The sequence below is a fragment of the Streptomyces sp. 1222.5 genome, from assembly GCF_900105245.1.
Classification (GTDB): domain Bacteria; phylum Actinomycetota; class Actinomycetes; order Streptomycetales; family Streptomycetaceae; genus Streptomyces; species Streptomyces albidocamelliae.
The window spans coordinates 6,475,513-6,501,358 of record NZ_FNSZ01000001.1 but is presented as its reverse complement, the minus strand read 5'-3'; the positions used below and the strand labels follow the sequence as shown (position 1 = coordinate 6,501,358).

At 70.8% G+C, this 25,846-nt stretch carries 24 protein-coding genes; 13 read left to right on the top strand and 11 right to left on the bottom strand.

Annotation, left to right across the window (positions count from 1 at the left end; translation table 11 throughout):
• Positions 1–29: 29 nt before the first annotated feature.
• Together sufB and BLW57_RS29335 are read right to left on the bottom strand one after the other, a co-directional pair.
• Positions 30–1,451: a Fe-S cluster assembly protein SufB gene (gene sufB, locus BLW57_RS29340; protein WP_093478619.1), complete on the bottom strand. Its 1,422-nt coding sequence runs from the start codon at positions 1,449–1,451 to the stop codon at positions 30–32.
• The gene (locus tag BLW57_RS29335) at positions 1,448–2,182 is read right to left on the bottom strand and encodes a helix-turn-helix transcriptional regulator (RefSeq protein ID WP_073892549.1); all 735 of its coding nucleotides are present in this window, start codon (positions 2,180–2,182) and stop codon (positions 1,448–1,450) included. The genes sufB and BLW57_RS29335 overlap by 4 nt, the downstream gene beginning before the upstream one ends.
• 184 nt (positions 2,183–2,366) lie before the next feature.
• Here BLW57_RS29335 and BLW57_RS29330 point away from each other — a divergent pair, with 184 nt between their 5' ends.
• The 4 genes from BLW57_RS29330 (at position 2,367) to BLW57_RS29315 (ending at position 6,000) form a co-directional block, all read left to right on the top strand.
• On the top strand, positions 2,367–3,182 hold the full coding sequence (locus BLW57_RS29330; protein WP_093478617.1) for an AAC(3) family N-acetyltransferase: 816 nt from the start codon (positions 2,367–2,369) through the stop codon (positions 3,180–3,182).
• Between the two features lie 31 nt (positions 3,183–3,213).
• Complete coding sequence (locus BLW57_RS29325) at positions 3,214–4,137, top strand: ABC transporter ATP-binding protein (protein ID WP_093478616.1); 924 nt, start codon at positions 3,214–3,216, stop codon at positions 4,135–4,137.
• A complete protein-coding gene (locus BLW57_RS29320; protein ID WP_093478614.1) occupies positions 4,134–4,907 on the top strand; it encodes an ABC transporter permease in 774 nt (257 codons plus the stop codon). Before BLW57_RS29325 ends, BLW57_RS29320 begins: the two co-directional genes overlap by 4 nt.
• A 91-nt stretch (positions 4,908–4,998) precedes the next feature.
• Positions 4,999–6,000 (top strand): COX15/CtaA family protein, encoded by a 1,002-nt coding sequence (locus BLW57_RS29315; protein WP_093478613.1) that lies wholly within the window; start codon positions 4,999–5,001, stop codon positions 5,998–6,000.
• A 15-nt stretch (positions 6,001–6,015) separates the two neighbouring features.
• Here the strand turns inward: BLW57_RS29315 and BLW57_RS29310 are convergent, their stop codons facing one another.
• The 4 genes from BLW57_RS29310 to BLW57_RS29295 all read right to left on the bottom strand — a co-directional run bounded on the left by BLW57_RS29310 (position 6,016) and on the right by BLW57_RS29295 (position 9,571).
• A complete protein-coding gene (locus BLW57_RS29310; RefSeq protein WP_093478611.1) occupies positions 6,016–6,753 on the bottom strand; it encodes a nucleotidyltransferase domain-containing protein in 738 nt (245 codons plus the stop codon).
• 178 nt (positions 6,754–6,931) lie between these two features.
• Positions 6,932–8,038, bottom strand: coding sequence for an amidohydrolase family protein (locus BLW57_RS29305; protein ID WP_093478610.1), 1,107 nt, complete (start codon positions 8,036–8,038; stop codon positions 6,932–6,934).
• 151 nt (positions 8,039–8,189) lie between these two features.
• Positions 8,190–8,522 (bottom strand): hypothetical protein, encoded by a 333-nt coding sequence (locus BLW57_RS29300; protein WP_073892565.1) that lies wholly within the window; start codon positions 8,520–8,522, stop codon positions 8,190–8,192.
• Positions 8,523–8,614: 92 nt separating this feature from the next.
• Positions 8,615–9,571, bottom strand: a complete 957-nt coding sequence (locus BLW57_RS29295; protein ID WP_093478608.1) for a heme o synthase — start codon at positions 9,569–9,571, stop codon at positions 8,615–8,617.
• A gap of 378 nt (positions 9,572–9,949) precedes the next feature.
• Between BLW57_RS29295 and tkt the strand changes: the two genes are divergently transcribed.
• From tkt to BLW57_RS29255, 7 genes are all read left to right on the top strand, one after another.
• Positions 9,950–12,037, top strand: a complete 2,088-nt coding sequence (gene tkt / locus BLW57_RS29285; protein WP_093478605.1) for a transketolase — start codon at positions 9,950–9,952, stop codon at positions 12,035–12,037.
• Between the two features lie 32 nt (positions 12,038–12,069).
• Entirely contained in the window at positions 12,070–13,188 is a 1,119-nt protein-coding gene (tal, locus tag BLW57_RS29280; protein WP_093478604.1) for a transaldolase, read from the top strand.
• Position 13,189: 1 nt separating this feature from the next.
• Positions 13,190–14,728, top strand: coding sequence for a glucose-6-phosphate dehydrogenase (zwf, locus tag BLW57_RS29275; RefSeq protein WP_093478602.1), 1,539 nt, complete (start codon positions 13,190–13,192; stop codon positions 14,726–14,728).
• Positions 14,725–15,813 (top strand): glucose-6-phosphate dehydrogenase assembly protein OpcA, encoded by a 1,089-nt coding sequence (gene opcA / locus BLW57_RS29270; protein ID WP_093478601.1) that lies wholly within the window; start codon positions 14,725–14,727, stop codon positions 15,811–15,813. Before zwf ends, opcA begins: the two co-directional genes overlap by 4 nt.
• Positions 15,810–16,592, top strand: a complete 783-nt coding sequence (gene pgl, locus BLW57_RS29265; protein WP_093478599.1) for a 6-phosphogluconolactonase — start codon at positions 15,810–15,812, stop codon at positions 16,590–16,592. Before opcA ends, pgl begins: the two co-directional genes overlap by 4 nt.
• Before the next feature lie 205 nt (positions 16,593–16,797).
• Positions 16,798–17,289: a lamin tail domain-containing protein gene (locus tag BLW57_RS29260; protein WP_093478598.1), complete on the top strand. Its 492-nt coding sequence runs from the start codon at positions 16,798–16,800 to the stop codon at positions 17,287–17,289.
• A 20-nt stretch (positions 17,290–17,309) separates the two neighbouring features.
• The gene (locus BLW57_RS29255) at positions 17,310–17,774 is read left to right on the top strand and encodes a hypothetical protein (protein ID WP_093478596.1); all 465 of its coding nucleotides are present in this window, start codon (positions 17,310–17,312) and stop codon (positions 17,772–17,774) included.
• 15 nt (positions 17,775–17,789) lie between these two features.
• Here BLW57_RS29255 and BLW57_RS29250 read toward each other — a convergent pair whose 3' ends face one another.
• The 5 genes from BLW57_RS29250 to BLW57_RS29230 form a co-directional block, all read right to left on the bottom strand.
• A complete protein-coding gene (locus BLW57_RS29250; protein ID WP_093478595.1) occupies positions 17,790–18,629 on the bottom strand; it encodes a carbohydrate ABC transporter permease in 840 nt (279 codons plus the stop codon).
• Complete coding sequence (locus BLW57_RS29245) at positions 18,626–19,981, bottom strand: ABC transporter permease (RefSeq protein WP_093478593.1); 1,356 nt, start codon at positions 19,979–19,981, stop codon at positions 18,626–18,628. The genes BLW57_RS29250 and BLW57_RS29245 overlap by 4 nt, the downstream gene beginning before the upstream one ends.
• A gap of 11 nt (positions 19,982–19,992) precedes the next feature.
• Positions 19,993–21,318: an ABC transporter substrate-binding protein gene (locus tag BLW57_RS29240; protein ID WP_093478592.1), complete on the bottom strand. Its 1,326-nt coding sequence runs from the start codon at positions 21,316–21,318 to the stop codon at positions 19,993–19,995.
• Positions 21,319–21,358: 40 nt separating this feature from the next.
• The gene (locus BLW57_RS29235; RefSeq protein WP_176985772.1) at positions 21,359–22,984 is read right to left on the bottom strand and encodes a glycoside hydrolase family 13 protein; all 1,626 of its coding nucleotides are present in this window, start codon (positions 22,982–22,984) and stop codon (positions 21,359–21,361) included.
• Positions 22,985–23,119: 135 nt separating this feature from the next.
• The gene (locus BLW57_RS29230; protein WP_093478591.1) at positions 23,120–24,391 is read right to left on the bottom strand and encodes an ABC transporter substrate-binding protein; all 1,272 of its coding nucleotides are present in this window, start codon (positions 24,389–24,391) and stop codon (positions 23,120–23,122) included.
• Positions 24,392–24,516: 125 nt separating this feature from the next.
• Here BLW57_RS29230 and BLW57_RS29225 point away from each other — a divergent pair, with 125 nt between their 5' ends.
• Entirely contained in the window at positions 24,517–25,032 is a 516-nt protein-coding gene (locus BLW57_RS29225) for a PadR family transcriptional regulator (RefSeq protein WP_093478589.1), read from the top strand.
• On the top strand, positions 25,029–25,781 hold the full coding sequence (locus BLW57_RS29220) for an ABC transporter ATP-binding protein (protein ID WP_093478588.1): 753 nt from the start codon (positions 25,029–25,031) through the stop codon (positions 25,779–25,781). Before BLW57_RS29225 ends, BLW57_RS29220 begins: the two co-directional genes overlap by 4 nt.
• Positions 25,782–25,846: the final 65 nt, after the last annotated feature.

The window sequence follows — 25,846 nt, the reverse complement described above, 5'->3', positions numbered from 1 at the left end:
CAGTGGCTTGATGGTGGGGGCGGTGGCGGCTAGCCGACCGCGCCTTCCATCTGCAGCTCGATCAGCCGGTTGAGCTCCAGCGCGTATTCCATGGGCAGTTCCTTGGCGATCGGCTCGACGAAGCCGCGCACGATCATCGCCATCGCCTCGTCCTCGGAGAGACCGCGGCTCATCAGGTAGAAGAGCTGGTCCTCGGAGACCTTGGAGACGGTGGCCTCGTGGCCCATGGACACGTCGTCCTCACGGACGTCGACGTACGGGTACGTGTCCGAGCGGGAGATGGTGTCGACCAGCAGCGCGTCGCACAGCACGTTGGACTTCGAACCCGGGGCGCCCTCGCCGATCTCGATCAGACCGCGGTAGGAGGTGCGGCCACCACCGCGCGCGACCGACTTGGAGACGATGTTGGACGACGTGTTCGGCGCCATGTGGACCATCTTCGCGCCGGCGTCCTGGTGCTGGCCCTCGCCCGCGAAGGCGATGGACAGGGTCTCGCCCTTGGCGTGCTCGCCCATCAGGTAGACGGCCGGGTACTTCATCGTCACCTTGGAGCCGATGTTGCCGTCGACCCACTCCATGGTCGCGCCCTCGTAGGCCACGGCGCGCTTGGTGACCAGGTTGTAGACGTTGTTCGACCAGTTCTGGATGGTCGTGTAACGGCAGCGGGCGTTCTTCTTGACGATGATCTCGACGACCGCGGAGTGCAGCGAGTCCGACTTGTAGATCGGCGCCGTGCAGCCCTCGACGTAGTGCACGTAGGCACCCTCGTCGACGATGATCAGGGTCCGCTCGAACTGGCCCATGTTCTCCGTGTTGATACGGAAGTAGGCCTGGAGCGGGATCTCGACGTGCACGCCCTTCGGCACGTAGATGAAGGAGCCGCCGGACCACACGGCCGTGTTCAGCGAGGCGAACTTGTTGTCACCGGCCGGGATGACGGTGCCGAAGTACTCCTTGAAGAGCTCCGGGTGCTCCTTCAGGGCGGTGTCGGTGTCGAGGAAGATGACGCCCTGCTCCTCCAGGTCCTCGCGGATCTGGTGGTAGACGACCTCCGACTCGTACTGGGCGGCGACACCGGCGACGAGGCGCTGCTTCTCGGCCTCCGGGATGCCCAGCTTGTCGTAGGTGTTCTTGATGTCCTCGGGCAGGTCCTCCCAGGACTCCGCCTGCTTCTCCGTGGAGCGCACGAAGTACTTGATGTTGTCGAAGTCGATGCCCGACAGGTCCGAGCCCCAGTTCGGCATGGGCTTCTTCTCGAAGAGCTTCAGCCCCTTGAGGCGCAGCTTCGTCATCCATTCCGGCTCGGCCTTCTTGCCCGAGATGTCGCGGACGACGTCCTCGTTCAGGCCACGGCGCGCGGACGCACCGGCCACGTCGGAGTCGGCCCAGCCGTATTCGTACTTGCCCAGGCCCTCGAGTTCGGGGTGAGCAGTCTCCGTGGGGAGAGTCATGCGGGGTTCCTCCCGGCCGTGCTTGCAGGTGCGTCAGTGGAAATCTTGGGGATGAACGTCGTGCAGACGCCGTCGCCGTGCGCGATGGTCGCCAGTCGCTGTACATGCGTGCCCAGCAGCTCGGCGAAGATCTCGGTCTCCGCCTCGCACAGCTGCGGGAACTTCTCCGCGACGTGGGCGACCGGGCAGTGGTGCTGGCAGAGCTGCTCACCGACCGGTGCGCTGCGCGCCGTAGCAGCGTACCCGTCGGCACTCAAGGCCTTGGCCAGCGCTTCGGCGCGTTTGTCGGGGCTCACGGCCTCGACGGCCTCGCGGTACGCGCCCGCCTGTGCGGCGATCCGGGCGCGGGCGAAGGCGGCGACCGCCTCGGGCCCGCCCTCGCGCTCGGCGATCCAGCGGAGCGCGTCGGCGGCGAGCTTGTCGTACGACTGGTCGAAGGCGTCGCGGCCGCAGTCGGTCAGCGCGAAGACCTTCGCGGGACGCCCGCGCGTGCGCGTGCCGTACACGCGCTGCTCGCGGGGCTCCACGACGTCGTCGGCGACCAGCGCGTCCAGGTGACGCCGGACGGCCGCCTGGGTCAGTCCCAGCCGGCCGGCGAGGTCGGCGACGGTCGACGGGCCGTGGTCCAGGATGGACCGCGCGACCCGGTTGCGCGTCGAGCGCTCACCGGTCGCGAGTTCCTCCTGAGGGGCCCCCGTGGGGGTCTCCCGAGCCTCGCCGACGTTTTTCACAACGCCATTGTTGCGTAATTCCTCCGACCCTGACAAGCGCCGTCCGGATCATGGGGCGGTGCCCTGCGTCACTTAGGCAAACCTAATCCGACCTGCGGAAACGATCTTCTGATCGATCATTCGCACGCCTCCGACCAGGCAATTCGGTGGCGCCGCGAGGCCCCGTCAGGAAGACTCCCGGACCATGCCCACACCCCCTCCGACCGGCCCACTCGTCACCCGGGACAGCATCGCCCGACAGGTGCGCCTGCTGGGTGTCGAGACCGGAGAGACGCTGCTCCTGCACTCCTCGCTGAGTTCCCTCGGCTGGGTGAACGGCGGGGCCGTCGCGGTCGTCCGAGCCGTCCTCGACGCGTTGGGCCCTTCGGGCACGCTGGTCGTCCCCACCCAGACCGGCGACCAGTCCGATCCCGCCCTGTGGGGGGACCCACCGGTGCCCGAGGAGTGGTGGGAGCGCATCCGCGCCACCATGCCGCCGTACGAACCGCTGATCACCCCCTCGCGCGGGGTCGGCGTGATCCCGGAGACCGTGCGGACCTGGCCCGGCGCCGTGCGCAGCGCGCATCCGCAGACCTCTTTCGCCGCCCTCGGTCCGCTGGCGCGGGACATCACCGCCGGCCACGCGCCCGACTGCCGGCTCGGCGAGCGCAGCCCGCTGGCCCGCCTGGAGAGGCTGGGCGCCCGGGTGCTGCTGCTCGGCGCGGGCTACGGCGCCTGCACCAGCTTCCACCTGGCCGAGTACCGGATACCCGCGCCCCGCGTCGAGGTCGGCCGGCCCGCCCCGGGCGGCGGCTGGGAGCGGGTCGTCGAGGTCTCCATCACCTCCGACCGCTTCGACGAGCTGGGGCACGACTTCGAGAGGGACCGGCCCGTCCTGCGCGGCCCGGTCGGCGCGGCGGAGGCGCGGCTGTTCCCGGTGGCGGACGCGGTGGCCTACGCGGAGCGCTGGCTGCCGCTGCACCGGCCCCGTGAGGAGGAGTTCCCGCACCCCCGCGACTGAGCGCCACGGCGTCTCCCTAGACTTTGGACCCATGCGAAGCGAGCCCGTGGTCCAGGTCCAGGCCCTGGTGAAGCGGTACGGCACGAAGACCGCGGTGGACGGCCTCGACCTGGCGGCCCGTGCGGGAGTGACCGCCGTCCTCGGCCCCAACGGGGCGGGGAAGACGACCACGGTCGAGACCTGCGAGGGGTACCGGAAGCCGGATTCCGGCACGGTGCGCGTCCTGGGCCTCGACCCGGTACGGCAGTCCGCGCAGCTGAGGCCCCGCATCGGCGTGATGCTCCAGTCCGGGGGCGTCTACTCCGGCGCCCGGGCGGACGAGATGCTGCGGCACGTGGCGAAGCTGCACGCCCACCCGCTGGACGTGGACGCGCTCATCGAGCGCCTGGGGCTCGGCTCCTGCGGCCGTACCGGCTACCGCCGGCTGTCCGGCGGCCAGCAGCAGCGCCTCGCGCTCGCCATGGCCGTCGTGGGCCGCCCGGAGCTGGTGTTCCTGGACGAGCCGACGGCCGGCCTCGACCCGCAGGCCCGCCGCGCCACCTGGGACCTGGTGCGGGACCTGCGCGCCGACGGCGTCTCGGTGATCCTCACCACGCACCACATGGACGAGGCCGAGCAACTCGCCGACGACGTGGCGATCATCGACGGCGGCCGGGTCATCGCCCAGGGCTCGCCCGAGGAGCTGTGCAAGGGCGGCGCCGAGAACACCCTGCGCTTCGGCGGCCGCCCGGGCCTGGACGTGGGCTCCCTGCTCAAGGCGCTCCCGGCCGACTGCACGGCCGCCGAGCTGACCCCCGGCTCCTACCGGATCGTCGGCAAGGTCGATCCGCAGCTGCTGGCCACGGTGACCTCGTGGTGCGCCCAGCACGGAGTGATGCCGGACCGCATCTCGGTGGAGCGGCACACCCTTGAGGACGTCTTCCTGGAGCTGACCGGCAAGGAGCTGCGCTCATGACCACCTCCTCGGGCACCTACACCCCGAAGCCGGGTGCCGCTCCCCTCCCCCGCATGATCGCCGCGCAGGCCGCGCTGGAGACCAGGATGCTGCTGCGCAACAGCGAGCAGCTGCTGCTGACGGTCGTCATCCCGACGCTGCTGCTGGTGCTGTTCAGCTCCGTCGACATCGTGGACACCGGCTCCGGCAAGGCGGTCGACTTCCTCGCGCCCGGCATCCTGGCCCTCGCGGTGATGTCGACGGCGTTCACCGGCCAGGCCATCGCCACCGGCTTCGAGCGCCGCTACGGGGTGCTGAAGCGGCTCGCCTCCTCCCCGCTCCCCCGATGGGGTCTGATGACCGCGAAGACGGCGTCCGTGCTGGTCACGGAGGTCCTCCAGGTGGTCCTGCTGACGGCGATCGCCTTCGCGCTCGGCTGGTCCCCGCACGGGAACCCGGCCGCCGTCCTGCTCCTGCTGATCGTCGGCACGGCCGCCTTCTCGGGGCTCGGGCTGCTGATGGCCGGCACCCTGAAGGCGGAGGCGACGCTGGCCGCCGCCAACCTCGTCTTCCTGCTGCTGCTCGTCGGCGGCGGGGTGATCGTGCCGCTGGAGAAGTTCGGCCCGGCCGGTCAGCAGGTGCTCGGTCTGCTGCCCATCTCCGCGCTCTCGGACGGTCTGCGGGACGTGCTCCAGCACGGCGCCGGGATGCCGTGGGGCGACCTGGGCGTCCTCGCGGTGTGGGCGGTGGCCGGACTGGCCGCCGCCGGGAAGTTCTTCCGCTGGGAGTGACCCGGTGCGCTTCCGCGCGACGGGACTCCGCGACGCGCGTGTGACCGGACCCTCGTGAACGCGTGCACAAGCGGCGGCCTACGATGGTGGCGTGCCAAAGCTGAACCCTGCCGACGTCCAGGCGGCCCTGCGCAACCCGCTCGCCTTCATCGCCGCACGGTGGACCCCGGCCCCCTGGACCGTCCAGCGGGCGGCCCTCGCCGCGCTCGTGATGGCGGTGGTCATCGTCGTCACCGGCGGCGCCGTACGGCTGACGGGCTCGGGCCTCGGCTGCCCGACCTGGCCCACCTGCACCGACGACTCGCTGACCACCACCCGGGAGATGGGTTTCCACGGGGTCATCGAGTTCGGCAACCGCATGCTGACGTACGTGCTGTGCGCCGCCGTCGGGTGGGCGATCGTGGCGGCCCGCTCCCAGAAGCCGTGGCGGCGCGGCCTGACCCGGCTGGGCTGGGCCCAGTTCTGGGTGGTCATGGGCAACGCGGTGCTCGGCGGCATCGTGGTGCTGGTCGGTCTCAACCCGTACACGGTGGCCGCGCACTTCCTGCTGTCCTCGGCGCTGATCGCCGTGGCGACGGTGATGTGGCAGCGCACCCGGGAGGGCGACGAGGCGCCGCGCCCGCTGGTCGGCAAGGCCGTGCAGCAGCTGGTGTGGTTCCTGGTGGCCGCCTCCGTGCTGCTCATCGCGGTCGGCACGGTGGTGACCGGGGCCGGCCCGCACGCCGGTGACTCCAGCCAGGTCGACCGGATCCACATCGACTGGGAGAACGTCGCGAAACTGCACGCGGTGCTCGCCTGGATCGTGGTCACGCTGACGTTCGCCCTGTGGTTCGTGCTGAAGGCGGTGGACGCGCCCCGGGGTCCGCTGGGGCGGACGCGGGAACTGTTCCTGATCCTGCTCGCCCAGGGCGTGATCGGTTACGTGCAGTACTTCACCCACCTGCCCGAGGTGCTGGTGGGCCTGCACATGTTCGGCTCGTGCCTGGTGTGGATCGGCACCCTGCGCGTCCTGCTCTCGCTGCGCGAGCGTCCGCAGGCCGGTCTGGACCTGCCCGGCCCCGCGGCCGAGGCGACGGTCCGCACGTCCGCCTGACCCACCCCGCCCGGCTCACCCGTACTCCGTGACCAGCGCGTCGATCGCCGGGCCGAGGTAGGCGCGGGTCAGTTCGGCGCGGCGGGCGAGCCAGGCGTCACCGGCCGGGGCGGGATCCTCGTAGCGGCGTCGCGCGATGTCCGCCACGACCTCCTGGGGCGCGCCGAGCGCGGACAGCTCGCCGAGCGCCCGCCGTTTGGAGACGAGCCTTCTGTCCCGCAGGGTCACGGTGGCCCGGGCGAAGGTCAGCAGCCCCAGGTCGACCCAGACGTCCTGCCGCCACAGCCGGCTCCTGCGCACCGCCGGCCGCCAGAAGTCCCGCTGGTCCCGTACGACGAAGTCGCCGAGCTGCCGGTCCGGTACCGGCGGCAGCAGCGCGGACGGCGCTTCACCGTGCAGGACCAGGCCGAACTCGTGCAGCTCACGGCGTGTGACGGGGGTGACCGGGCGGCGCATCAGCCCGCCGTGCGCCCAGGTCAGGTGCGAGCGGTCCGGGTCGGAGAGGGCGTCCGGGGTGAGGTAGCTGCAGTGGAGCTTCCCGGCGAGCCGTTCCCCGCCCAGCCGCCGGTGCGCCACGGCCACCCGCCAGACCTGCCGGAGGCCCACGGGCCCGGGCAGTACGGCGATGAGGTCCAGGTCGCTGCGGCCCTCCTGGTAGTCCCCGCCGGCCAGTGAGCCGTGCGCCCACACCGCCAGAGGCCCTAGGGCGGACAGTTCGCGCAGGAAGCGGGCGACGAGCGTGTCGGTAGGCATCGGCTCAGTCTGTACAGCGGGCGCGTCCCGGTACAGGGGGCGTTTCGGCCCGAACGACGGGCGCCCGCCGACGCGGGTCGCGGCCGGACCGTACGACGGGCCCTCGGCCGACACCGGTTTCGCCTGCCGACACGGGTCGCGGCCGTACCGAACGGCGGGCCTGCGGCCGGCACCGGTTTCATCCCAGCCCGTACACGCGCCGCGCGTTGTCCGCCGCGATCAGCCGGGCCACTCGTTGCGCGTCCTCCAGGGACCAGGCGCCGTCGGCGACCCAGGTGCCGAGGACCCGGCCCAGCGCCTCGCGGAAGAGCCGGGCGCCGACGACGTGCAGCTCGGGCAGTCCGTGGGCGCCGGTCGAGAACAGGATCTTGCCGAAGGGCGCCAGCTCCATGATCTCGGCGAGGACCGTGGCCGCGCGGGCGCCGGTGCGCACGAGCGCCGCGCCCGAGTCGGCGTAGACGTGCGGGAAGACGCCCGCCAGATGGGCGGCGTGGCGGTGGTACGGGTAGCCGTGCAGCAGGATCAGGTCGGTGCCGAGTCCGGCCGTGGCCCGCACGAAGTCGGTGAGCAGCACCGGGTCCGTACGGTCGATGCGGGAGGCCGGCTCGCCGAGCCCCGCGTGCAGTTGCAGCGGCAGGCCGGAGGCGACGGCGATCCACAGCACGTGCCGCAGCAGCACCGGGTCGGTCAGCGGCCCGCCGACGCGCCGTCCGGCCAGCCAGCGGCCCACCGCGCCGCGCACCTCTCCCGGTCCGGGCGGCTCGGGCGCGAGAGCCAGGCCGTGTCTGAGGCCCGCGACGGAGGTGAAGGCGACCGCGGTCGCGGCGGCGCCGTGGACGGACTCGGCGAGGTTGGCGAGGAAGGCCTCGACGGTGCCGGAGGTGTCGGCGACCTGCTCGGCGAGCAGTTCCAGCCGGACGATCTCGCGGGCGTCGGCGTCGCCGTCGCCGGCCATGTCGGCGGGTCCGGTGAGGTCGCCGGGCAGGCCGGTGTCGACGAGATAGGTGGTGATGCCGCTGCCCCGCAGCAGTCGGCGGCCCGCTTCCAGGACCCCCAGTTCCCGGCGCCGGGCCAGGTAGCGGGCCGGCGGGCAGTGCGGCTCCAGGCCGAGCAGGGGCGGGCACCAGCGCCGTACGGCGAAACCCGTCTGGGTGTCGAAGAGGGTGGTGCCCGGGGCCGGCGGCCCCTCGGTGCGGGCCAGCTGGGCCTCGAAGGTGCCGAGGCCCAGCTCGGTGCGCAGTACGCCGTGGCAGTACTGGTCCACGAGGGACGGCGTTTCGATCATTCCGGCCTCCCCGCGGGCGCTGGCTTCGACGGGCCTAACGGGTGAAGGGGGGGCGAGGTCGCGGCCGAGCCCGGGACTGCGGGTTCTTTGGCGGGTTGAGACCGTATGTGGTTGAACGCGCGGTGCTCCGCGCGCTTCCGGTGCGCGTCGCTCAGCCGCCGACCTGGATGCCGGCCATCCGCTTCCACTCGTACGGCCCCGTCCGCACCTTCGCCGCGAACTCGCCGTCGAAGGACTCGTGCACGGTGATGCCGGACTTCTCCACCGCCTGCTCGGCGATGGCGTACGTGGGGGCCACCAGGTCACCCCAGCCGCCGTCCTCGCCGACGAGGACGATACGGGCGCCGCGTTCTCCGATGTGGGCCACCTGGCCCTCGGCACCGCCGTGGGCCTTGGAGAAGGCGCTGATCTGCCGGGCGAGCTTCGCCACCTTGCGCTCGGCCTTGGCTTCGGCCTTCGGGTCAACCTGCTGCGTGTCTGCCATGGCCAGGATGCTACCGACGGGTAGATCAAACGGCGACGGGAGGGGTGCGTGGCCTTGACCACGCACCCCTCCCGTCGGGAGAGAAGGTGACGTCAGCGGAGGAAGGGGTCCACCGCGACGGCGACGAAGAGGATCGACACGTAGGTGATCGACCAGTGGAAGAGACGCATCTCCTTCAGCTTGGCGCCGCTCACCTCGGCCTTCGCCCGGTTCTGCAGGCCGTGCGCCTCCCAGAGCCAGAAGCCGCCGGCGGCGAGGGCGACCACCGTGTAGAACCAGCCCGTGTAGCCGAGCGGGGTCAGCAGCAGGGAGACGACGACCATCACCCAGCTGTAGATGACGATCTGCCGCGCGACGACCTTGTTGGAGGCGATGACGGGAAGCATCGGCACGCCCACGCGCGCGTAGTCGTCCTTGACCTTCATGGACAGCGGCCAGTAGTGCGGCGGCGTCCAGAAGAACATGACGAGGAAGAGGATGACCGGCGCCCACGACATGGAGTTCGTGACGGAGGACCAGCCGATCAGCACCGGGAGGCAGCCCGCGATGCCGCCCCACACGATGTTCTGCGACGTACGCCGTTTGAGGATCATCGTGTAGACGACGACGTAGAAGAGGAGGGCCCCGAGCGAGAGCCAGGCGCTCAGCCAGTTGACGGTGAATCCGAACAGCAGCGTCGAGACGACCGCGAGAGTGATGCCGAAGACCAGGCACTCGACCGGGCTCACCATGCCGGTGACCAGCGGCCGCTGCGAGGTGCGGTCCATCAGGGCGTCGATGTCCCGGTCGATGTACATGTTGAGCGCGTTGGCGCCGCCGGCCGAGAGGTACCCGCCGACACAGGTCAGCAGGACCAGCGTCAGGTCCGGCACACCCTGCTGCGCCAGGAACATCACCGGAACGGTGGTGATGAGCAGCAGCTCGATGATCCGCGGCTTGGTCAGCGCCACGAACGCCTTGACACGGGCCCCGAACGGCCGATGAGCCGGGCCCTGGCTCGCACCACCGAGCACACCCGATGGACGGGATTCGACGGCCGTCACGCACACCCCTGACAGAGACATCCCAGCAAGCCCCCCCGTGTGAGGTCCCGGTAAAGGCTCGCGCGTACCACGCCACTTTAGACGTTGCCCATACCCCGGCCTTCGCGGGGGTGGGCTCGTGTTGACGGCGGTCGCTCATCGGTCGCATTCGGGCTCGATTGAGCAGTCAGATGAGCGCCTCCGTATTCATGTGCCGAATGCCTTCCCGGCCAGTCGGGAGGCGGATCGCACGGACTCCCGGCAGTCTGGAAACACTCGAAAAAACGCACGTCCTCACGGGGGTAGGCTCGACAACGGCCGGCGGGCAGAAGCACGCCGGCGGCCGGGTCGCGGGCATGCCCCGAAGACCGGCGACCGACATGTGGAGAGGAGCCCTGACCCAGGGTGAGCACCAAGCCGACCACCACAGACCTTGAGTGGACCGACCTGGACCAGCGGGCCGTGGACACCGCCCGCGTCCTGGCCGCCGACGCCGTACAGAAGGTCGGCAACGGCCATCCCGGTACGGCGATGAGCCTGGCCCCGGCCGCCTACACCCTCTTCCAGAAGGTGATGCGGCACGACCCGGCCGACCCGGAGTGGGTCGGACGCGACCGCTTCGTGCTGTCCGCCGGACACTCCTCCCTGACCCTCTACACGCAGCTCTACCTGGCCGGCTTCGGCCTGGAGCTGGAGGACCTGGAGTCCTTCCGCACCTGGGGGTCGAAGACCCCGGGCCACCCCGAGTACGGGCACACCAAGGGCGTGGAGACCACCACCGGTCCGCTCGGCCAGGGCGTCGCCAACGCGGTGGGCATGGCGATGGCCGCCCGCTACGAGCGCGGCCTGTTCGACCCGGAGGCTCCGCAGGGCGAGTCGCCCTTCGACCACTTCATCTTCTGCATCGCCGGTGACGGCTGCCTCCAGGAGGGCATCTCCGCCGAGGCGTCTTCGCTGGCCGGCCACCAGAAGCTCGGCAACCTGGTCCTGCTGTGGGACGACAACCACATCTCGATCGAGGGTGACACCGAGACGGCCGTCTCCGAGGACACCGTCAAGCGGTACGAGGCCTACGGCTGGCACGTGCAGCGCGTCGAGGCCCAGGAGAACGGCGACCTGGACCCGGCCGCGATCTTCGCCGCGATCCAGCGGGCCAAGGCGGTCACCGACCGGCCGTCCTTCATCGCGATGCGCTCCATCATCGCCTGGCCGGCCCCGAACGCCCAGAACACCGAGGCCGCCCACGGCTCCGCGCTGGGTGACGAGGAGGTCGCGGCCACCAAGCGCGTCCTCGGCTTCGACCCGGAGAAGTCCTTCCAGGTCGACGACGACGTCATCGACCACACCCGCCAGGCGCTGGAGCGGGGCCGGCAGGCCAAGGCGGAGTGGGAGAAGTCCTTCCAGGAGTGGCGGGACGCCAACGCCGAGCGCGCCGCCGACTTCGACCGCATCAGCCGGGGCGAGCTGCCCACCGGCTGGGAGGAGAAGCTCCCGGTGTTCGAGCCGGGCAAGGCCGTCGCCACCCGCGCCGCCTCCGGCAAGGTGCTCCAGGCCCTCGGCGCGGTCGTCCCCGAGCTGTGGGGCGGCTCCGCCGACCTCGCCGGGTCGAACAACACGACGATCGACAAGGACAGCTCCTTCCTCCCCGAGGGGAACCCGCTGCCCGAGGCCAACCCGTACGGCCGCACGATCCACTTCGGCATCCGCGAGCACTCGATGGGCGCGGAGCTGAACGGCATCACGCTGCACGGCAACACCCGCGTCTACGGCGGCACCTTCCTCGTCTTCTCCGACTACATGCGCAACGCCGTGCGCCTGTCGGCCCTGATGCACCTGCCGGTGACGTACGTGTGGACGCACGACTCCATCGGTCTCGGCGAGGACGGCCCCACCCACCAGCCCGTCGAGCACCTCGCCTCGCTGCGCGCCATCCCGGGCCTGAACGTCGTCCGCCCGGCCGACGCCAACGAGACCGCGATCGCGTGGCGCGAGATCCTCAAGCGCTACACCAAGGAGTTCGGCAAGGGCCAGCCGCACGGCCTCGCGCTCACCCGCCAGGGTGTGCCGGCCTACGAGCCGAACGAGGACGCGGTCAAGGGCGGCTACGTGCTGTTCGAGGCCGAGGGCGGCGACGCCGAGGTCATCCTGATCGCCACCGGTTCCGAGGTGCACGTGGCCGTCGAGGCACGTGAGCGGCTCCAGGCCGACGGCGTGCCCACCCGGGTCGTGTCCATGCCGTGCGTGGAGTGGTTCGAGCAGCAGGACCAGGGGTACCGGGACTCCGTGCTGCCGCCGTCGGTCAAGGCCCGAGTCGCCGTGGAGGCGGGCATCGGTCTGACCTGGCACAAGTACGTGGGGGACGCCGGCCGCATCGTTTCCCTGGAGCACTTCGGTGCGTCCGCGGACGGCAAGGTGCTCTTCCGCGAGTTCGGCTTCACCGCCGAGAACGTGGCCGCCAAGGCCCGGGAATCCCTCACCGCCGCACAGCGCTGACGCTCATATCGACACGTAGGAGATGTAATTCCATGACAGACGCACTCAAGCGCCTCTCCGAGGAGGGCGTCGCGATCTGGCTGGACGACCTGTCGCGCAAGCGGATCACGTCCGGCAACCTCGCCGAGCTGATCGACCAGCAGCACGTCGTGGGCGTCACCACCAACCCGACGATCTTCCAGAAGGCGATCTCCCAGGGCGACGGCTACGACCAGCAGCTCTCGGACCTCGCCGCCCGCAAGGTCACCGTGGAAGAGGCCATCCGCATGATCACCACGGCGGACGTCCGCGACGCCGCCGACATCCTGCGCCCCGTCTTCGACGCCACCGGCGGCAAGGACGGCCGGGTCTCCATCGAGGTCGACCCGCGCCTCGCGCACAACGAGAAGGCGACCGTCGCCGAGGCCAAGCAGCTCGCCTGGCTCGTCGACCGCCCGAACACCCTGATCAAGATCCCGGCCACCAAGGCGGGCCTGCCGGCGATCACGTCGACGATCGGCCACGGCATCAGCGTCAACGTCACCCTGATCTTCTCCCTGGAGCGGTACCGGGCCGTCATGGACGCCTACCTCTCCGGCCTGGAGAAGGCCAAGGAGCGGGGCCTGGACCTCTCGCTGATCCACTCCGTGGCGTCCTTCTTCGTGTCCCGCGTGGACACCGAGATCGACAAGCGCCTGGACGGCATCGGCACCGACGAGGCCAAGGCGCTGCGCGGCAAGGCCGCCGTCGCCAACGCCCGTCTCGCCTACCAGGCGTACGAGGAGGTCTTCTCCTCCGACCGCTGGAACGCGCTGGAGAAGGCGGGCGCCAACAAGCAGCGTCCGCTGTGGGCGTCGACCGGCGTCAAGGACCCGGCGTACTCGGACACCCTGTACGTCACCGAGCTGGTCGCGCCGAACACGGTCAACACCATGCCGGAGGCCACCCTGGAGGCCACCGAGGACCACGGCGAGATCACCGGCGACACCGTCTCCGGCACGTACGAGCAGGCTCGCGCCGACCTCGACGCGCTGGAGAAGCTGGGCATCGCGTACGACGACGTGGTCCAGGTGCTGGAGGACGAGGGCGTCCAGAAGTTCGAGGCGTCCTGGAACGACCTGCTGAAGTCCACCCAGGCGGAGCTCGAGCGCCTCGCCCCCACGGAGGGCTGACTTGTCACCCGTTTCCGGTTCCGGAGCGAACCCGCTTCGTGACCCGGCCGACCGACGGCTCCCGCGTATCGCGGGGCCGTCGGGTCTGGTCATCTTCGGCGTCACGGGCGACCTGTCCCGCAAGAAGCTGATGCCCGCGGTGTACGACCTCGCCAACCGGGGGCTGCTGCCGCCGGGCTTCTCGCTGGTGGGCTTCGCCCGCCGCGACTGGGAGCACGAGGACTTCGCCGAGGTCGTCCACGACGCGGTCAAGGAGCACTCGCGCACCCCGTTCCGCGAGGAGGTCTGGCAGCAGCTCATCCAGGGGATGCGCTTCGTCCAGGGCACCTTCGACGACGACGAGGCGTTCGAGCGGCTCCGGGCCACCATCGAGGAGCTGGACAAGGCCCAGGGCACGGGCGGCAACTTCGCCTTCTACCTGTCGGTGCCGCCCCGCTCCTTCCCGGTGGTCATCCAGCAGCTGAAGAAGCACGGTCTCGCCGACCAGTCCGGCGGATCCTGGCGGCGCGCGGTCATCGAGAAGCCGTTCGGCCACGACCTGAAGTCGGCCGAGGAGCTGAACAAGGTCGTGCACGAGGTGTTCGAGCCGGACCAGGTGTTCCGGATCGACCACTACCTCGGCAAGGAGACCGTCCAGAACATACTGGCGCTGCGCTTCGCCAACACGATGTTCGAGCCGATCTGGAACCGGTCCTTCGTGGACCACGTGCAGATCACCATGGCCGAGGACATCGGCATCGGCGGCCGGGCCGGCTACTACGACGGCATCGGCGCCGCCCGTGACGTCATCCAGAACCACCTGCTCCAGCTCATGGCCCTGACGGCCATGGAGGAGCCCGCCTCCTTCGGCGCGGACGCACTGGCCGCCGAGAAGGAGAAGGTGCTCGGCGCCGTACGGCTGCCGAAGGACCTGGGCAGGTCGACGGTGCGCGGGCAGTACGCGGGCGGCTGGCAGGGCGGCGAGAAGGTCATCGGCTACCTGGAAGAGGAGGGCATCGACCCGAAGTCGAAGACCGACACGTTCGCCGCGATCAAGCTGGAGATCGACAACCGCCGCTGGGCGGGCGTCCCCTTCTATCTGCGCACCGGCAAGCGGCTCGGCCGCCGGGTGACGGAGATCGCGGTGGTCTTCCAGCGGGCCCCGCACTCCCCCTTCGACCACACGGCGACGGAGGAGCTGGGCCAGAACGCGATCGTGATCCGCGTCCAGCCGGACGAGGGCATCACGGTCCGCTTCGGTTCCAAGGTGCCGGGCACCTCGATGGAGATCCGGGACGTCTCCATGGACTTCGCCTACGGCGAGTCCTTCACCGAGTCCAGCCCCGAGGCGTACGAGCGCCTGATCCTGGACGTGCTGCTGGGCGACGCCAACCTCTTCCCGCGCACGGAGGAGGTCGAGCTGTCCTGGAAGATCCTCGACCCGATCGAGGAGTACTGGGACAAGCACGGCAGGCCCGCCCAGTACCCGTCGGGGACCTGGGGCCCCGTGGAGGCGGACGAGATGCTCGCACGAGACGGACGGAGCTGGCGCCGGCCATGAAGATGGATCTGACCGAGACCACCGCCGGCGAGATCAACAAGGCGCTCGTCCAGGGCCGCCGTGCCATCGGCACCCCCGCCGTCGGCATGGTCCTGACCCTCGTCATCGTCACCGACGAGGAGAACGCCTACGACGCCCTGAAGGCCGCCAACGACGCGTCGCGCGAGCACCCCTCGCGCACGCTGGTGGTCGTCAAGCGGGTCTCCCGCACCCCGCGCGACCGCACCTCCTCCCGCCTCGACGCCGAGGTGCGGGTGGGCGCGGACGCGGGCACCGGCGAGACGGTCGTGCTCCGGCTGTACGGCGAGATCGTCGGCCACGCCGACTCGGTCGTCCTGCCGCTGCTGCTGCCGGACGCGCCGGTCGTCGTGTGGTGGCCGGTGAACGCCCCGCTGGACCCGGCGAAGGACCCGCTGGGCGCGCTCGCCCAGCGCCGGGTGACCGACACCTACGCCGCCGAGCAGCCGGTGCGGGAGCTGTCCGCCCGTGCCGCGGCCTACACGCCCGGCGACACCGACCTGTCCTGGACCCGGATCACCCCGTGGCGCTCCATGCTCGCGGCGGCCCTGGACCAGGTCACCTGCGAGGTGCGGGCGGTCGAGGTGGAGGGCGAGGAGTTCAACCCGAGCTGCGAGCTGCTCGCGATGTGGCTGGCGGACCGGCTGGACGTGCCGGTGAAGCGGTCGCTGTCGGACGGTCCGGGCCTCACCGCGGTCCGGATGGAGACGACCAGCGGTCCGATCGCCCTGGACCGTGCGGACGGCTCGCTGGCCACGCTGTCCATCGAGGGCCAGCCGGCCCGCGCGGTGGCGCTGAAGCGGCGGGACACCGCCGAGCTGATCGCGGAGGAGCTGCGCCGGCTCGACCCGGACGACACCTACGCGTCGGCCCTGCGCTACGGCGTGGAGCGCCTCGGCACCGTCCCCGAGCAGTCCGCGGAGCAACCCGCCGGGCGCTCGGCCGGGTCCGGTGACGAGACGGTCGCGGAGCCGCAGCCGGTCGAGGAGGCCGCGAAGGCTCCGGCGAAGAAGGCCGCGGCCAAGACCGCGAAGAAGGCACCCGCGAGGAAGGCGGCGGCGAAGTGAACACTCCGCAGCTGGTCGTCCACCACGACAAGGAACTGATGGCGCAGGCCGCCGCGGCCCGCCTGATCACGAAGATCGTGGACGCGCAGGCCTCCCGGGGCGCCGCGTCCGTGGTCCTCACGGGCGGCCGCAACGGCAACGGCCTGCTGGCCGCGCTGGCGGCGGCGCCCGCCCGCGACGCCGTGGACTGGGGCCGGCTGGACCTGTGGTGGGGCGACGAGCGCTTCCTCCCGGAGGGCGACCCCGAGCGCAATGTCACGCAGGCCCGTGAGGCGCTGCTGGACTCGGTGCCGCTGGACCCGGAGCGCGTGCACGCGATGCCCGCCTCCGACGGTCCGTACGGCACGGACGTCGAGGCGGCGGCGGAGGCCTACGCGGTGGAGCTGGCGAAGGCGGCCGGACCGCAGGACCACGGGCCGGTGCCGTCCTTCGACGTGCTGATGCTGGGCGTCGGTCCGGACACCCATGTGGCCTCGCTCTTCCCGGAGATGCCGGCCGTGCGGGAGACCGAGCGGACGGTGGTCGGGGTGCACGGCGCGCCCAAGCCGCCGCCCACCCGGATCAGCCTGACCCTTCCGGCGATCCGGTCGGCCCGCGAGGTGTGGCTGCTCGCGGCCGGCGAGGACAAGGCGGAGGCGGCGGCCATCGCGCTGTCGGGAGCGGGCGAGATCCAGGCGCCGGCCGCGGGTGCGTACGGCCGTTCGCGCACCCTGTGGCTGCTGGACTCGGCCGCGGCTTCGCAGTTGCCGCGGTCGCTGTATCCGCCGGCTTCACCGTGAACCGTGAGACGGTGAACGGGTGAACCGCTGAATCGCTGAATCGCCGTGGAACGAGGGCGGCAGGGAACGACTCCCTGCCGCCCTCGTCGTTGTGCGCTGACTCCCCCTCAGCGAGTTCTTCACGCTCTCCACGAAATATTCATACAGCACTCAACTTTTGTGTAAGCTCCAGGACGCACCGATCGCACCACTGAGGGGGGACCTCATGCGCATACGCTTCGCCCTGGCCGCCACCGCCGCCGCCGGCACGCTCGCCGTCGTCATCGCCGCTCCGGCCCAGGCCACCGAGTACTCCTCGGCCCTGAAGATCAAGGGCGCCCAGTACGACGCCCCGGGGCGGGACTCGAACAACTGCACCACGGGCAACAGCAAGAGCGAATACCTGACGATCAAGAACTACTCGCGCACCGCGAAGGTGAACCTCAAGGGCTACGTCGTCAAGGACGCCACCGGCAACAGGTTCACCTTCCGCTCGAACCACTACCTCGAGCCCGGCGACTACGTGAAGCTGCGCGGCGGCCACGGCACCGACTCGGACGCCAAGAACGTCGTCTACCGCCAGAACTGCAACTTCATGTGGAACAACGACAAGGACACCATCTACCTGTCCAAGCCGTCCGGCGCCCACGCGGACACCCACGCCTACACCAAGTCGAAGAACGACCGCGACGGCGACGGCTACATCTCCTTCCACTGACAGAACGTCATCCGGGGAGAATGACCGTGCACAGGTACAAGAGCGCGAGCCGGCGCATGCGGGCGTGGGCAGCGGGCGTGGCCCTGCTGGCCGCCGGTGCGGCCGGCTGCGGATCGGCGGACGACGGCGCGGCCGAGGCGGCCTCGCCGGCGCCCCGCCCCACCGTGACCGTCACCGCGACGGCCACGGTGACCACTTCGCCCGAGCCCGGGCCGACGGTCACGAAGACGAAGACCGTCAGGAAGCCCGGACCGACCGTCACCGTCACCAGGAGGGCCGCCTCCGGCACGGTGCGCAGTGACACCAACGGCACCGGTTCCGGCACCCCCACCGGCACCTGCTCGATCGTCTCCAACGCGGGCAACTGCTACTCGGCGGGCCAGTTCTGCCGGAACAGCGACCACGGGGCGACGACCACCACCGCGAGCGGCAGCCGCATCAGGTGCGCCTACGGCTCCAACGCGTGGCGCTGGACGTACGCGTGAGCCCGGCGGGCTCGGTCACTTGACCGAGCCCGCCATCACGCCCTGGACGAAGTGCCGCTGGAAGGCGAAGAAGACCACCACCGGCACGATCAGGGACAGGAAGGCGCCCGGCGCCAGGACGTCGATGTTGCTGCCGAACTGGCGTATCTGGGATTGGAGTTGCACGGTCAGCGGCTGGGCGGAGCTGTCGGCGAAGAGCAGGGCGACCAGCATGTCGTTCCAGACCCACAGGAACTGGAAGATGGCCAGCGAGGCGATGGCCGGCCGGCCCACCGGCAGGACGAGCCGGGTGAAGATGCGCCACTCGCTGCCGCCGTCCATCCGTGCCGCCTCCAGCATCTCCTTCGGCATCTCGGCGAAGTAGTTGCGCAGCAGGAACACCGCGAACGGCAGCCCGTACGCCACGTGGAAGAGGACCACCCCGGGGATCGTGCCGAACAGGCCCAGCTGGCCGAAGAGTTTGGCCACCGGCAGCAGACCGATCTGCACCGGCACCACCAGCAGGGCCACCACCAGCAGGAAGAGGGGCTCCCGGAACGGGAAGTCCAGCCAGGCGAAGGCGTATCCGGCGAGTGCCGCGATGACGACGACCAGGGTGGTCGCCGGCACCGATATCAGCACGGTGTTCCAGAACGCCTGGGTGATGCCGGAGTTCTTCAGCAGCGCCGAGTAGTTGTCGAAGGACAGCTGCCCGGGACCGGCGAGCGCGGTCCACCAGCCGCCCTTCGCCGTGTCCTGCGCCGAGCGCAGGGAGGACAGGAACAGTCCCGCCAGCGGGGTCAGCCAGACGAGGCCGATCACCACCAGGAAGGCCTGCACCAGTCCGTTGCCCAGGCCCCGCCTGATCGCGTTCATCGCTGACTCCTTCGGAAGCGGCGGACGTTGAACACCATCGCGGGGACCACCAGGAGCAGCAGGAGCACACCGAGGGCGCTGCCGAGGCCCTGGTTGTTGCCGCCGCCGAAGGACACGAGCCACATCTGGGTGGCGAGGACGGTGGCGTCCTCCTGCACCGGTCCGGGAGCGATGATGTAGACGAGGTCGAAGACCTTCATCACGTTGATCACGAGGGTCACGAAGACCACGGTGAGCACGGGCGCGAGCAGGGGCACGGTGATCCGGCGGAAGATCTGCCACTCGTTCGCGCCGTCCATCCGGGCGGCCTCCAGCGCGTCGCGCGGCAGCGTGGCGAGTCCCGCGCCGATCAGCACCATCGCGAAGCCCGTCCAGATCCACAGGTACGCGCCGATGATCGCGGGGGTGACGAGGGTCGGTCCGAGCCAGGAGACGCCCTGGTAGGGCGCGGCGAAGTTGGCCGCCGGCAGTTTCACGGTGTACGAGCCGCCGGCCAGCCCGGGGAAGCGGAAGGAGCCGTCGGCGGCGGTCGTCGTGCTCGCGACCGAGTGGCCGTCGCGCAGCGCCTCGACCTTCATGCCGGGCAGGCCGCTCTCCCGGGGGTCGACCTTGCCCTGTCTGCCGCTTCCGCCGGGGGTGAAGTCGAGGTAGACGACACCGCGCACCTCCTTGGCGGCGGCCGCGTGCGAGGCCGCGGCCCGCGCGGGTTCGGCGCCGGCGGGCAGGTCCTTGGGCAGCACCCCGACCATGGGGATCGCCACCGACTCGCCCGGCGAGACGCCCGCGTGGGTCAGCCAGGAGCCGTCGCGGCCCTGGTCCAGCAAGCCCACGCGGCCTCGGGCCGTGGGGTACGTGGACGTGCCCGTGAAGGCGTCGTGGACGGAGACGACGGCCGCGTTGAGCACGCCCTTGTCCGGGTCCTCGTCGTAGGCGAGCCGGAAGATGATGCCGGCGGCCAGGAAGGACACCGCCATCGGCATGAACAGCAGCAGTTTGAAGGCGGTGGCCCAGCGGACCTTCTCCACCAGGACGGCCAGGATCAGGCCGAGCCCGGTGAGCAGTGCCGGGGCCACCACCACCCAGATGGTGGTGTTGCGGATGGCCTTCAGCGTGGCCGGGTCGCGGAACATCTCCGCGTAGTTGCCGCCGCCGACGAACCGGGTGCCGGAGGCGTCGAAGAAGCTGCGGCCGACGGAGAACAGCACTGGATAGACGACGAGCGCGCCGAGCAGGAGCAGCGCGGGGAACACGAAGAGCAGCGCGATCAGCCGGGCGCGCCGCCGGCTGCGGCGCCCGCGCGCCGCGCCGGCGGCCCGCGGGCCCGCCTGCTCCTTGACGAGTGTGGCGGTCATGGTGATGCCGTTCAGTCCTGGTAGGCCTTGGCCGCCGCGGCTTCGAGCTTCGCCGCGGTCGCCTTCGGGTCGGAGGGGTCACGCAGGAAGTCCTGGAGCAGCTTCCACTCGCCGGTGCCCTTGGTGCCGCCGAAGGCCGCCGGGGCCTGGTCGGACATGTCGAAGCGGACCGAGTCGCCCGCGCCGACGAGGGACTTGGCGGTGGCGCGGGTGACGTCGTCGCCGTACTGGGCGAGATCGAGCTTCTTGTTCGGGGAGAGGAAGCCGCCTGCCTTCGCCCACACGGCCGCCGCCTCCGGGGTGGCCAGGTACTCCAGGAGCTTCATGCCGGCCTTGGCGTTCTTGGCGTCCTTCAGTACGACCGCCGCGTCACCGCCGCTGACGACGGGCGCCGTGCCGCCGCCGACGGCGGGGAAGGGGAAGAAGTTCGCGTCCTTGCCGATGGCCTTGCCGAACTGGTCGTGGGCGACACCGGCGACGAAGTCGCCCTCGTAGACCATGCCGGCCTCGGCCTTGGGCCCGAAGACCTTCTCCACCGAGCCCGGGAAGTCGGTGTTGAGGGCCTCCTTCTGGCCGCCCGCGATCAGCTGCTTGTCCTTGAACAGCTTGCCGAGGGTGGTGAGCGCCTCGACGACCGAGGGGTCGCTCCACTTCAGCTTGTGGGTGGCGAGGGCGTCGTACTTCTCGGGGCCGGCCTGGGAGAGGTAGATGTTCTCGAACCAGTCGGTGAGGGTCCAGCCGTCCTGTCCGGCGACGGCGAAGGCGGCGAGACCGGAGTCGGAGACGGTGTGGCCGGCCTTGAGCAGCTCGTCGTACGTCTTCGGCGGCTTGACCCCGGCCTGGGTGAACGCGTCGGGGCTGTACCAGACCGTGGACTTGTGGGCGGCCTTGAAGTAGAGGCCATAGAGGGTGCCGTCGACGCTGCCGTACTTCTTCCACACCGGCGCGTAGTCCGCGGTGATCGTCTGCTGTGCGGCCGGCGACAGCGGCTTGAGCCAGCCCTTCTTGGCGAACTGCTGGAGCACGCCGACCTGCGGGACCATGACGACGTCGGGCGCGTTGCCGCCCTCGATCTTGCTGCCGACGACGGTGGAGACGTTGTCGCCGGTGGACACGAACTGGGTCTTGGCGCCGGTCTTCTCGGTGAACGCGTCCAGGACCTTCTGGAAGTTCTTCTGCTCGCTGCCGGACCAGACGCCGGCCACGGTGACGGTCTGGCCGTCGAGGGCCTTGTCACCGCCGCCCGCGGAGACCGGGCCGCCGCCGCAGGCGGTGGCGCCGAGGGCGAGGACGAGGGCGGTGCAGCCGGTGAGCAGGGTCGTACGACGTCGCATCATCGTTGATGTCCCTTCGGGGAATGGGCGTTGACGGGTCGGTTCAGAGGTCGTTCAGCCACCAGGCGGCCGTGGAGCCGGGCAGGACGCCGGGCGGGCAGGGCTCGCTGGAGAGCAGGGGGGTGCCGGAGACCGGCGCGGGCGTGGGGGCCGTACCGAAGTTGACGGCGCAGACCAGTCCGTCGCCGCGGACGAAGCCGAGGACGCCGGGCGGGGTGTCGAGCCAGCGCAGCGTGCCCTCGCCCAGCTGCGGCAGGGAGTGCCGCAGCTGGAGTCCGTCGCGGTACAGGTGCCAGAAGGAGCGGGTGTCGGCGAGGGCGCGGTCGGTGGCGTACTCGGCGAAGTACTCGGGCTGCGGCAGCCAGGGTTTGGCGCCCTCGGCTCCGGAGGTGAAGCCGAACGGGGAGGCCTGCCCGGACCAGGGCAGCGGCACCCGGCAGCCGTCGCGGATGCGGGCGCGGCTGCCGGTGCGGTGGAAGATCGGGTCGGTGAGCACGTCGTCGGGCAGGTCGACGACCTCGGGCAGGCCCAGTTCCTCGCCCTGGTAGATGTACGCGGCGCCGGGCAGCGCGAGCATCAGCAGGGCGGCGGCGCGGGCACGGGCGGGGCCGAGACCGCTGCCCTCGGTGGCGGGCTCGCCGTAGCGGGTGACGGTGCGGACCTGGTCGTGGTTGTTGAGCACCCAGGTGACGGTCGAGCCGGTACCGGCGATGTCCTGCATGGCCTCGGAGATGACCTTGCGGAAGGAGTCGGGGTCCCAGGGGGCGCCGAGCAGGTCGAAGAAGAAAGCCTGGTGGAGTTCGTCGGGGCGGACGTAGAGCGCGTGTTCGCGGGCGGTGGGGACGGAGACCTCGCCGACGAGGAGGCGTTCGCGGCCGTCGCGTTCGTGGTACTCCTCGCAGACGGCCCGCCAGTCGCGCCACACCTCGTGCACCTCGGGCTGGTTCCAGGCGAGCGGGTTGACGGAGTCGCGGGTGCGGGCGTCGGCCTCCGGATCGTCCGAGTCGGGCAGCGCGGGGTGCTTGTACAGGCCGGCGGCGACGTCGATGCGGAAGCCGTCCACGCCCCGGTCCAGCCAGAACCGCAGGACGCGGTCGAACTCGGCGGGGACCTGGGGGTCGCGCCAGTTCCAGTCGGGCTGCTCGGGCGTGAACATGTGCAGGTACCACTGGCCGGGCCGGCCGTCGGGCTCCGTCACCCGGGTCCAGGCGGGGCCGCCGAACATCGCGTGCCAGTTGTTGGGCGGTTCGCCGCCGTCGGGGCCGCGGCCGTCGGCGAAGTGGAAGCGGGCGCGGGCCGGGCTGCCGGGCCCGCCCGCCAGCGCCTCGCGGAACCACGGGTGCTCGCTGGAGCAGTGGTTGGGGACGATGTCGAGGAGCACCTTGACGCCGAGGCGTCGGGCGTCCGCCATCAGCAGGTCGAACTCGGCGAGGTCGCCGAAGAGCGGGTCGACCCCGCAGTAGTCGGCCACGTCGTAGCCGTGGTCGTGCTGGGGCGAGGGGTAGAACGGGCTCAGCCAGATGCCGTCGACGCCGAGCTTCTTCAGGTACGGCAGCCCGGCCCGGACGCCGGCCAGATCGCCGATGCCGTCGCCGGTGCTGTCCAGGAAGCTGCGGACGTAGACCTGGTAGATCACCGCGTCGCGCCACCAGTGGTACTTACTCAACATGCATGCATGTTAGGTAGGCGTGTCGCGAGAGTGTCAATGAAAAGAACGGAAGCTACTGGGCAGTTGACCCGTCAAAGACGGACGTAATGGGGCAGCCTGAACCGAGATGAGATGTCCGCGTTACCTAACGAGTAACTAGCGACTGGAGATGGCGGCCAGCTCGTGCGCCAGCCGCCGCACCGCCGCCTCGGGCGTCTCGCGCCCGGTGAGCGCGTCCTGCACGACCGCCTGCACCGCCAGGCTGACCTGGTCGTAATGGGCGCTCTTGGGACGCGGCTCGGCGTGTATCACGGCGGTGCGCAGGGTCGGCAGATAGGGGAACTGCCGGATGAGCGCGGGGTCCTGGTACAGCGCGGCGCGTACGGGGGGCAGCGCGCCCCGGGTGAGCACCTGGCGCTGGACGGGCGCGCTGGTGAGGTAGGAGATCAGCCGCGCGGCGGAGTCGGGATGCCGGGCGTGGGTGTTGACGGCGAGGTTGGAGCCGCCGAGGACGCTCTTCCCCGGCCCGTCGGGTCCTGGCAGCGGTACGGCGCCGATCTTCCCGGCGACCTCGGACCCCCGGGCGGAGGCGACGGCGTAGGCGTAGGGCCAGTTGCGCAGGAAGAGCAGCTTTCCGTCCTGGAAGGCCTGCTTGGACTCCTCCTCCTTGTACGTCAGCGCCTGCCGCGGGATCCAGCCCTCGCGGATGCCGCGCGCGAGGAAGCCGATGCCCTCACGGGCCGCCGCCGAGTCGACGGTGACGCGCTTGCCCTCGGCACCGAGGATCGTGCCGCCCGCCGAGTACACGGCCTCGGCGGCGTTCACGGTGAGGCCCTCGTAGGGCAGGAACTGGCCCGCGTAGCCGCCGAGTCCGTGCTTCGGCGCGATGGTCTTCGCGTCCTGCTCCAGCTCGGCCCAGGTACGCGGCGGGGGCACCCCCTCCTCGGCCAGGACGTCCTTGCGGTACAGCAGCAGCCCTGCGTTGGTGACGTACGGGACGGCGTACAGGTGTCCGTCGTAGGTCGCCGTGCGCACGACCGGGTCGAGGAAGCTCTTCAGCGGGAAGCGGCCGCGCCCCAGCGGGCGGATCCAGCCGGCCGCCGCGAACTCCGAGGTCCAGTTGACGTCGATGTTCAGGACGTCGAAGCGGCCCCGGTCGCCGCCGCGCAGGTCGGTCGTCATCTGGGCGTGGGTCTCGTCGGCGGAGTCCGGCAGCTCGACGAGAGTGACCTTCTCGCCGGGGTGGGTGCGGTTCCAGCCCTCCAGCAGGGGGCCCAGATAGTTGGTGAGATCCCCCGCGGTGGCGAGGGTCAGCGGTCCGCGCCCGGTGGTGCTCCCCGGTTCGGCGCGAGCGCCGGAGGCGACGTAACCGGTCACGACCACGGCGAGAACGAGCAGGCCCCTACCGGCGGCGCGTATCCACCGCATAGGTTCCTCCCTGTACACCGGCGCCGCGAGCACCCTCGCCCGTGGGGTCAGAGGCCATGTATACCTGTTAGGTATGGGCGATACTAGGGCCTGGAGCACATTGAGCAGACAGGAGGACAGCACGAGTGCGCCTGCCCCTCCTGGCTCTCCTCGCCCGTGGTCCGGCCCATGGCTACGAGCTCAAACAGGACCTTGAGCAACTGCTGGGCTCCGCGTACCCTCAGCCGAACGTCGGCCAGATCTACGTCACCCTCGGCCGCCTCGAGAAGACGGGGCTGATCGAGGGCGAGGACGTCGAGCAGTCCAGCCGGCCCAACAAGAAGGTCTACCACCTCACCGACGCCGGGCGGGAGGCGCTGCACGCCTGGTTCGAGGAGACCGAGGACGAGCCGCGGGTGCGGGACGAGTTCTTCATGAAGCTCGCCCTCGCCCCGCAGACCGGTCTCGCCGACCAGATAGCCCTCATCAACCGGCAGCGGCGCCAGTACCTCAACACCATGCGTGACCTGTCGAAACTTGCCGCGGCCGAGAACCGGGACAACCGAATCGCCCAACTGCTGATCGAGGGCGCCATGCTGCATCTGCAGGCCGACCTCGACTGGCTGGAGCGGTGCCAGGAGGAACTGGAGGAGCTGGAATGAGCGACGGCTCTGCCGCTCCCCTGCTGCGCGCCGAGGGGCTGGTCAAGACCCACCACGGCGAGGGCGCGCCCGCGCGTGCCGTGCGCGGGGTGGACCTGTGCGTCGCGCGGGGCGAGTTCGTGGCGATCACCGGTCCGTCCGGCGCCGGGAAGTCGACGCTGCTGCACCTGCTGGGCGGCCTGCAACGGCCGGACGAGGGCAGCATCTGGCTCGACGGGCGGTGCACGGACTCCTTCGGCGAGGCCCGCTGGGCGGTGGAGCGCCGCAGGGCCATCGGGATCGTCTTCCAGTTCTTCAACCTCGTGTCGAACCTGTCCGTCGCCGACAACGTGGAGCTGCCCGCGCTGCTGGCCGGCGTCCCGCCGAAGAAGGCCCGCGCCGAGCGCGAGGCCCTCCTCACGGAGCTGGGCCTCGCCGGCAAGGAGCGCAGCATGCCCGGCGAGCTGTCCGGTGGCGAACAGCAGCGGGTCGCGCTCGCGCGGGCGCTGGTCAACCATCCGCCGCTGCTGCTCGCCGACGAACCCGCCGGCAGCCTCGACAGCAAGGGCACCCGCGAGGTGATGCGGCTGCTGTCCCACTTCCACGGACGCGGGCAGAGCATCGTCCTCGTCACCCACGACGCCCGGCTGGCCAGCGCCGCGGACCGGGTGATCAGCTTCTTCGACGGCCGGATAGCCGACGACGCCGCGCTGGACGCCACGCCGTCCCGGCGCCGCGGCATCTCCGGTGTGCTGGAGCTGAGGGACTGATGGTGCGGCTGACGTCTGCGCGGACGGTACCGCCGGCGACCCGGCCGGCAGGTCCGCCGGTCGGC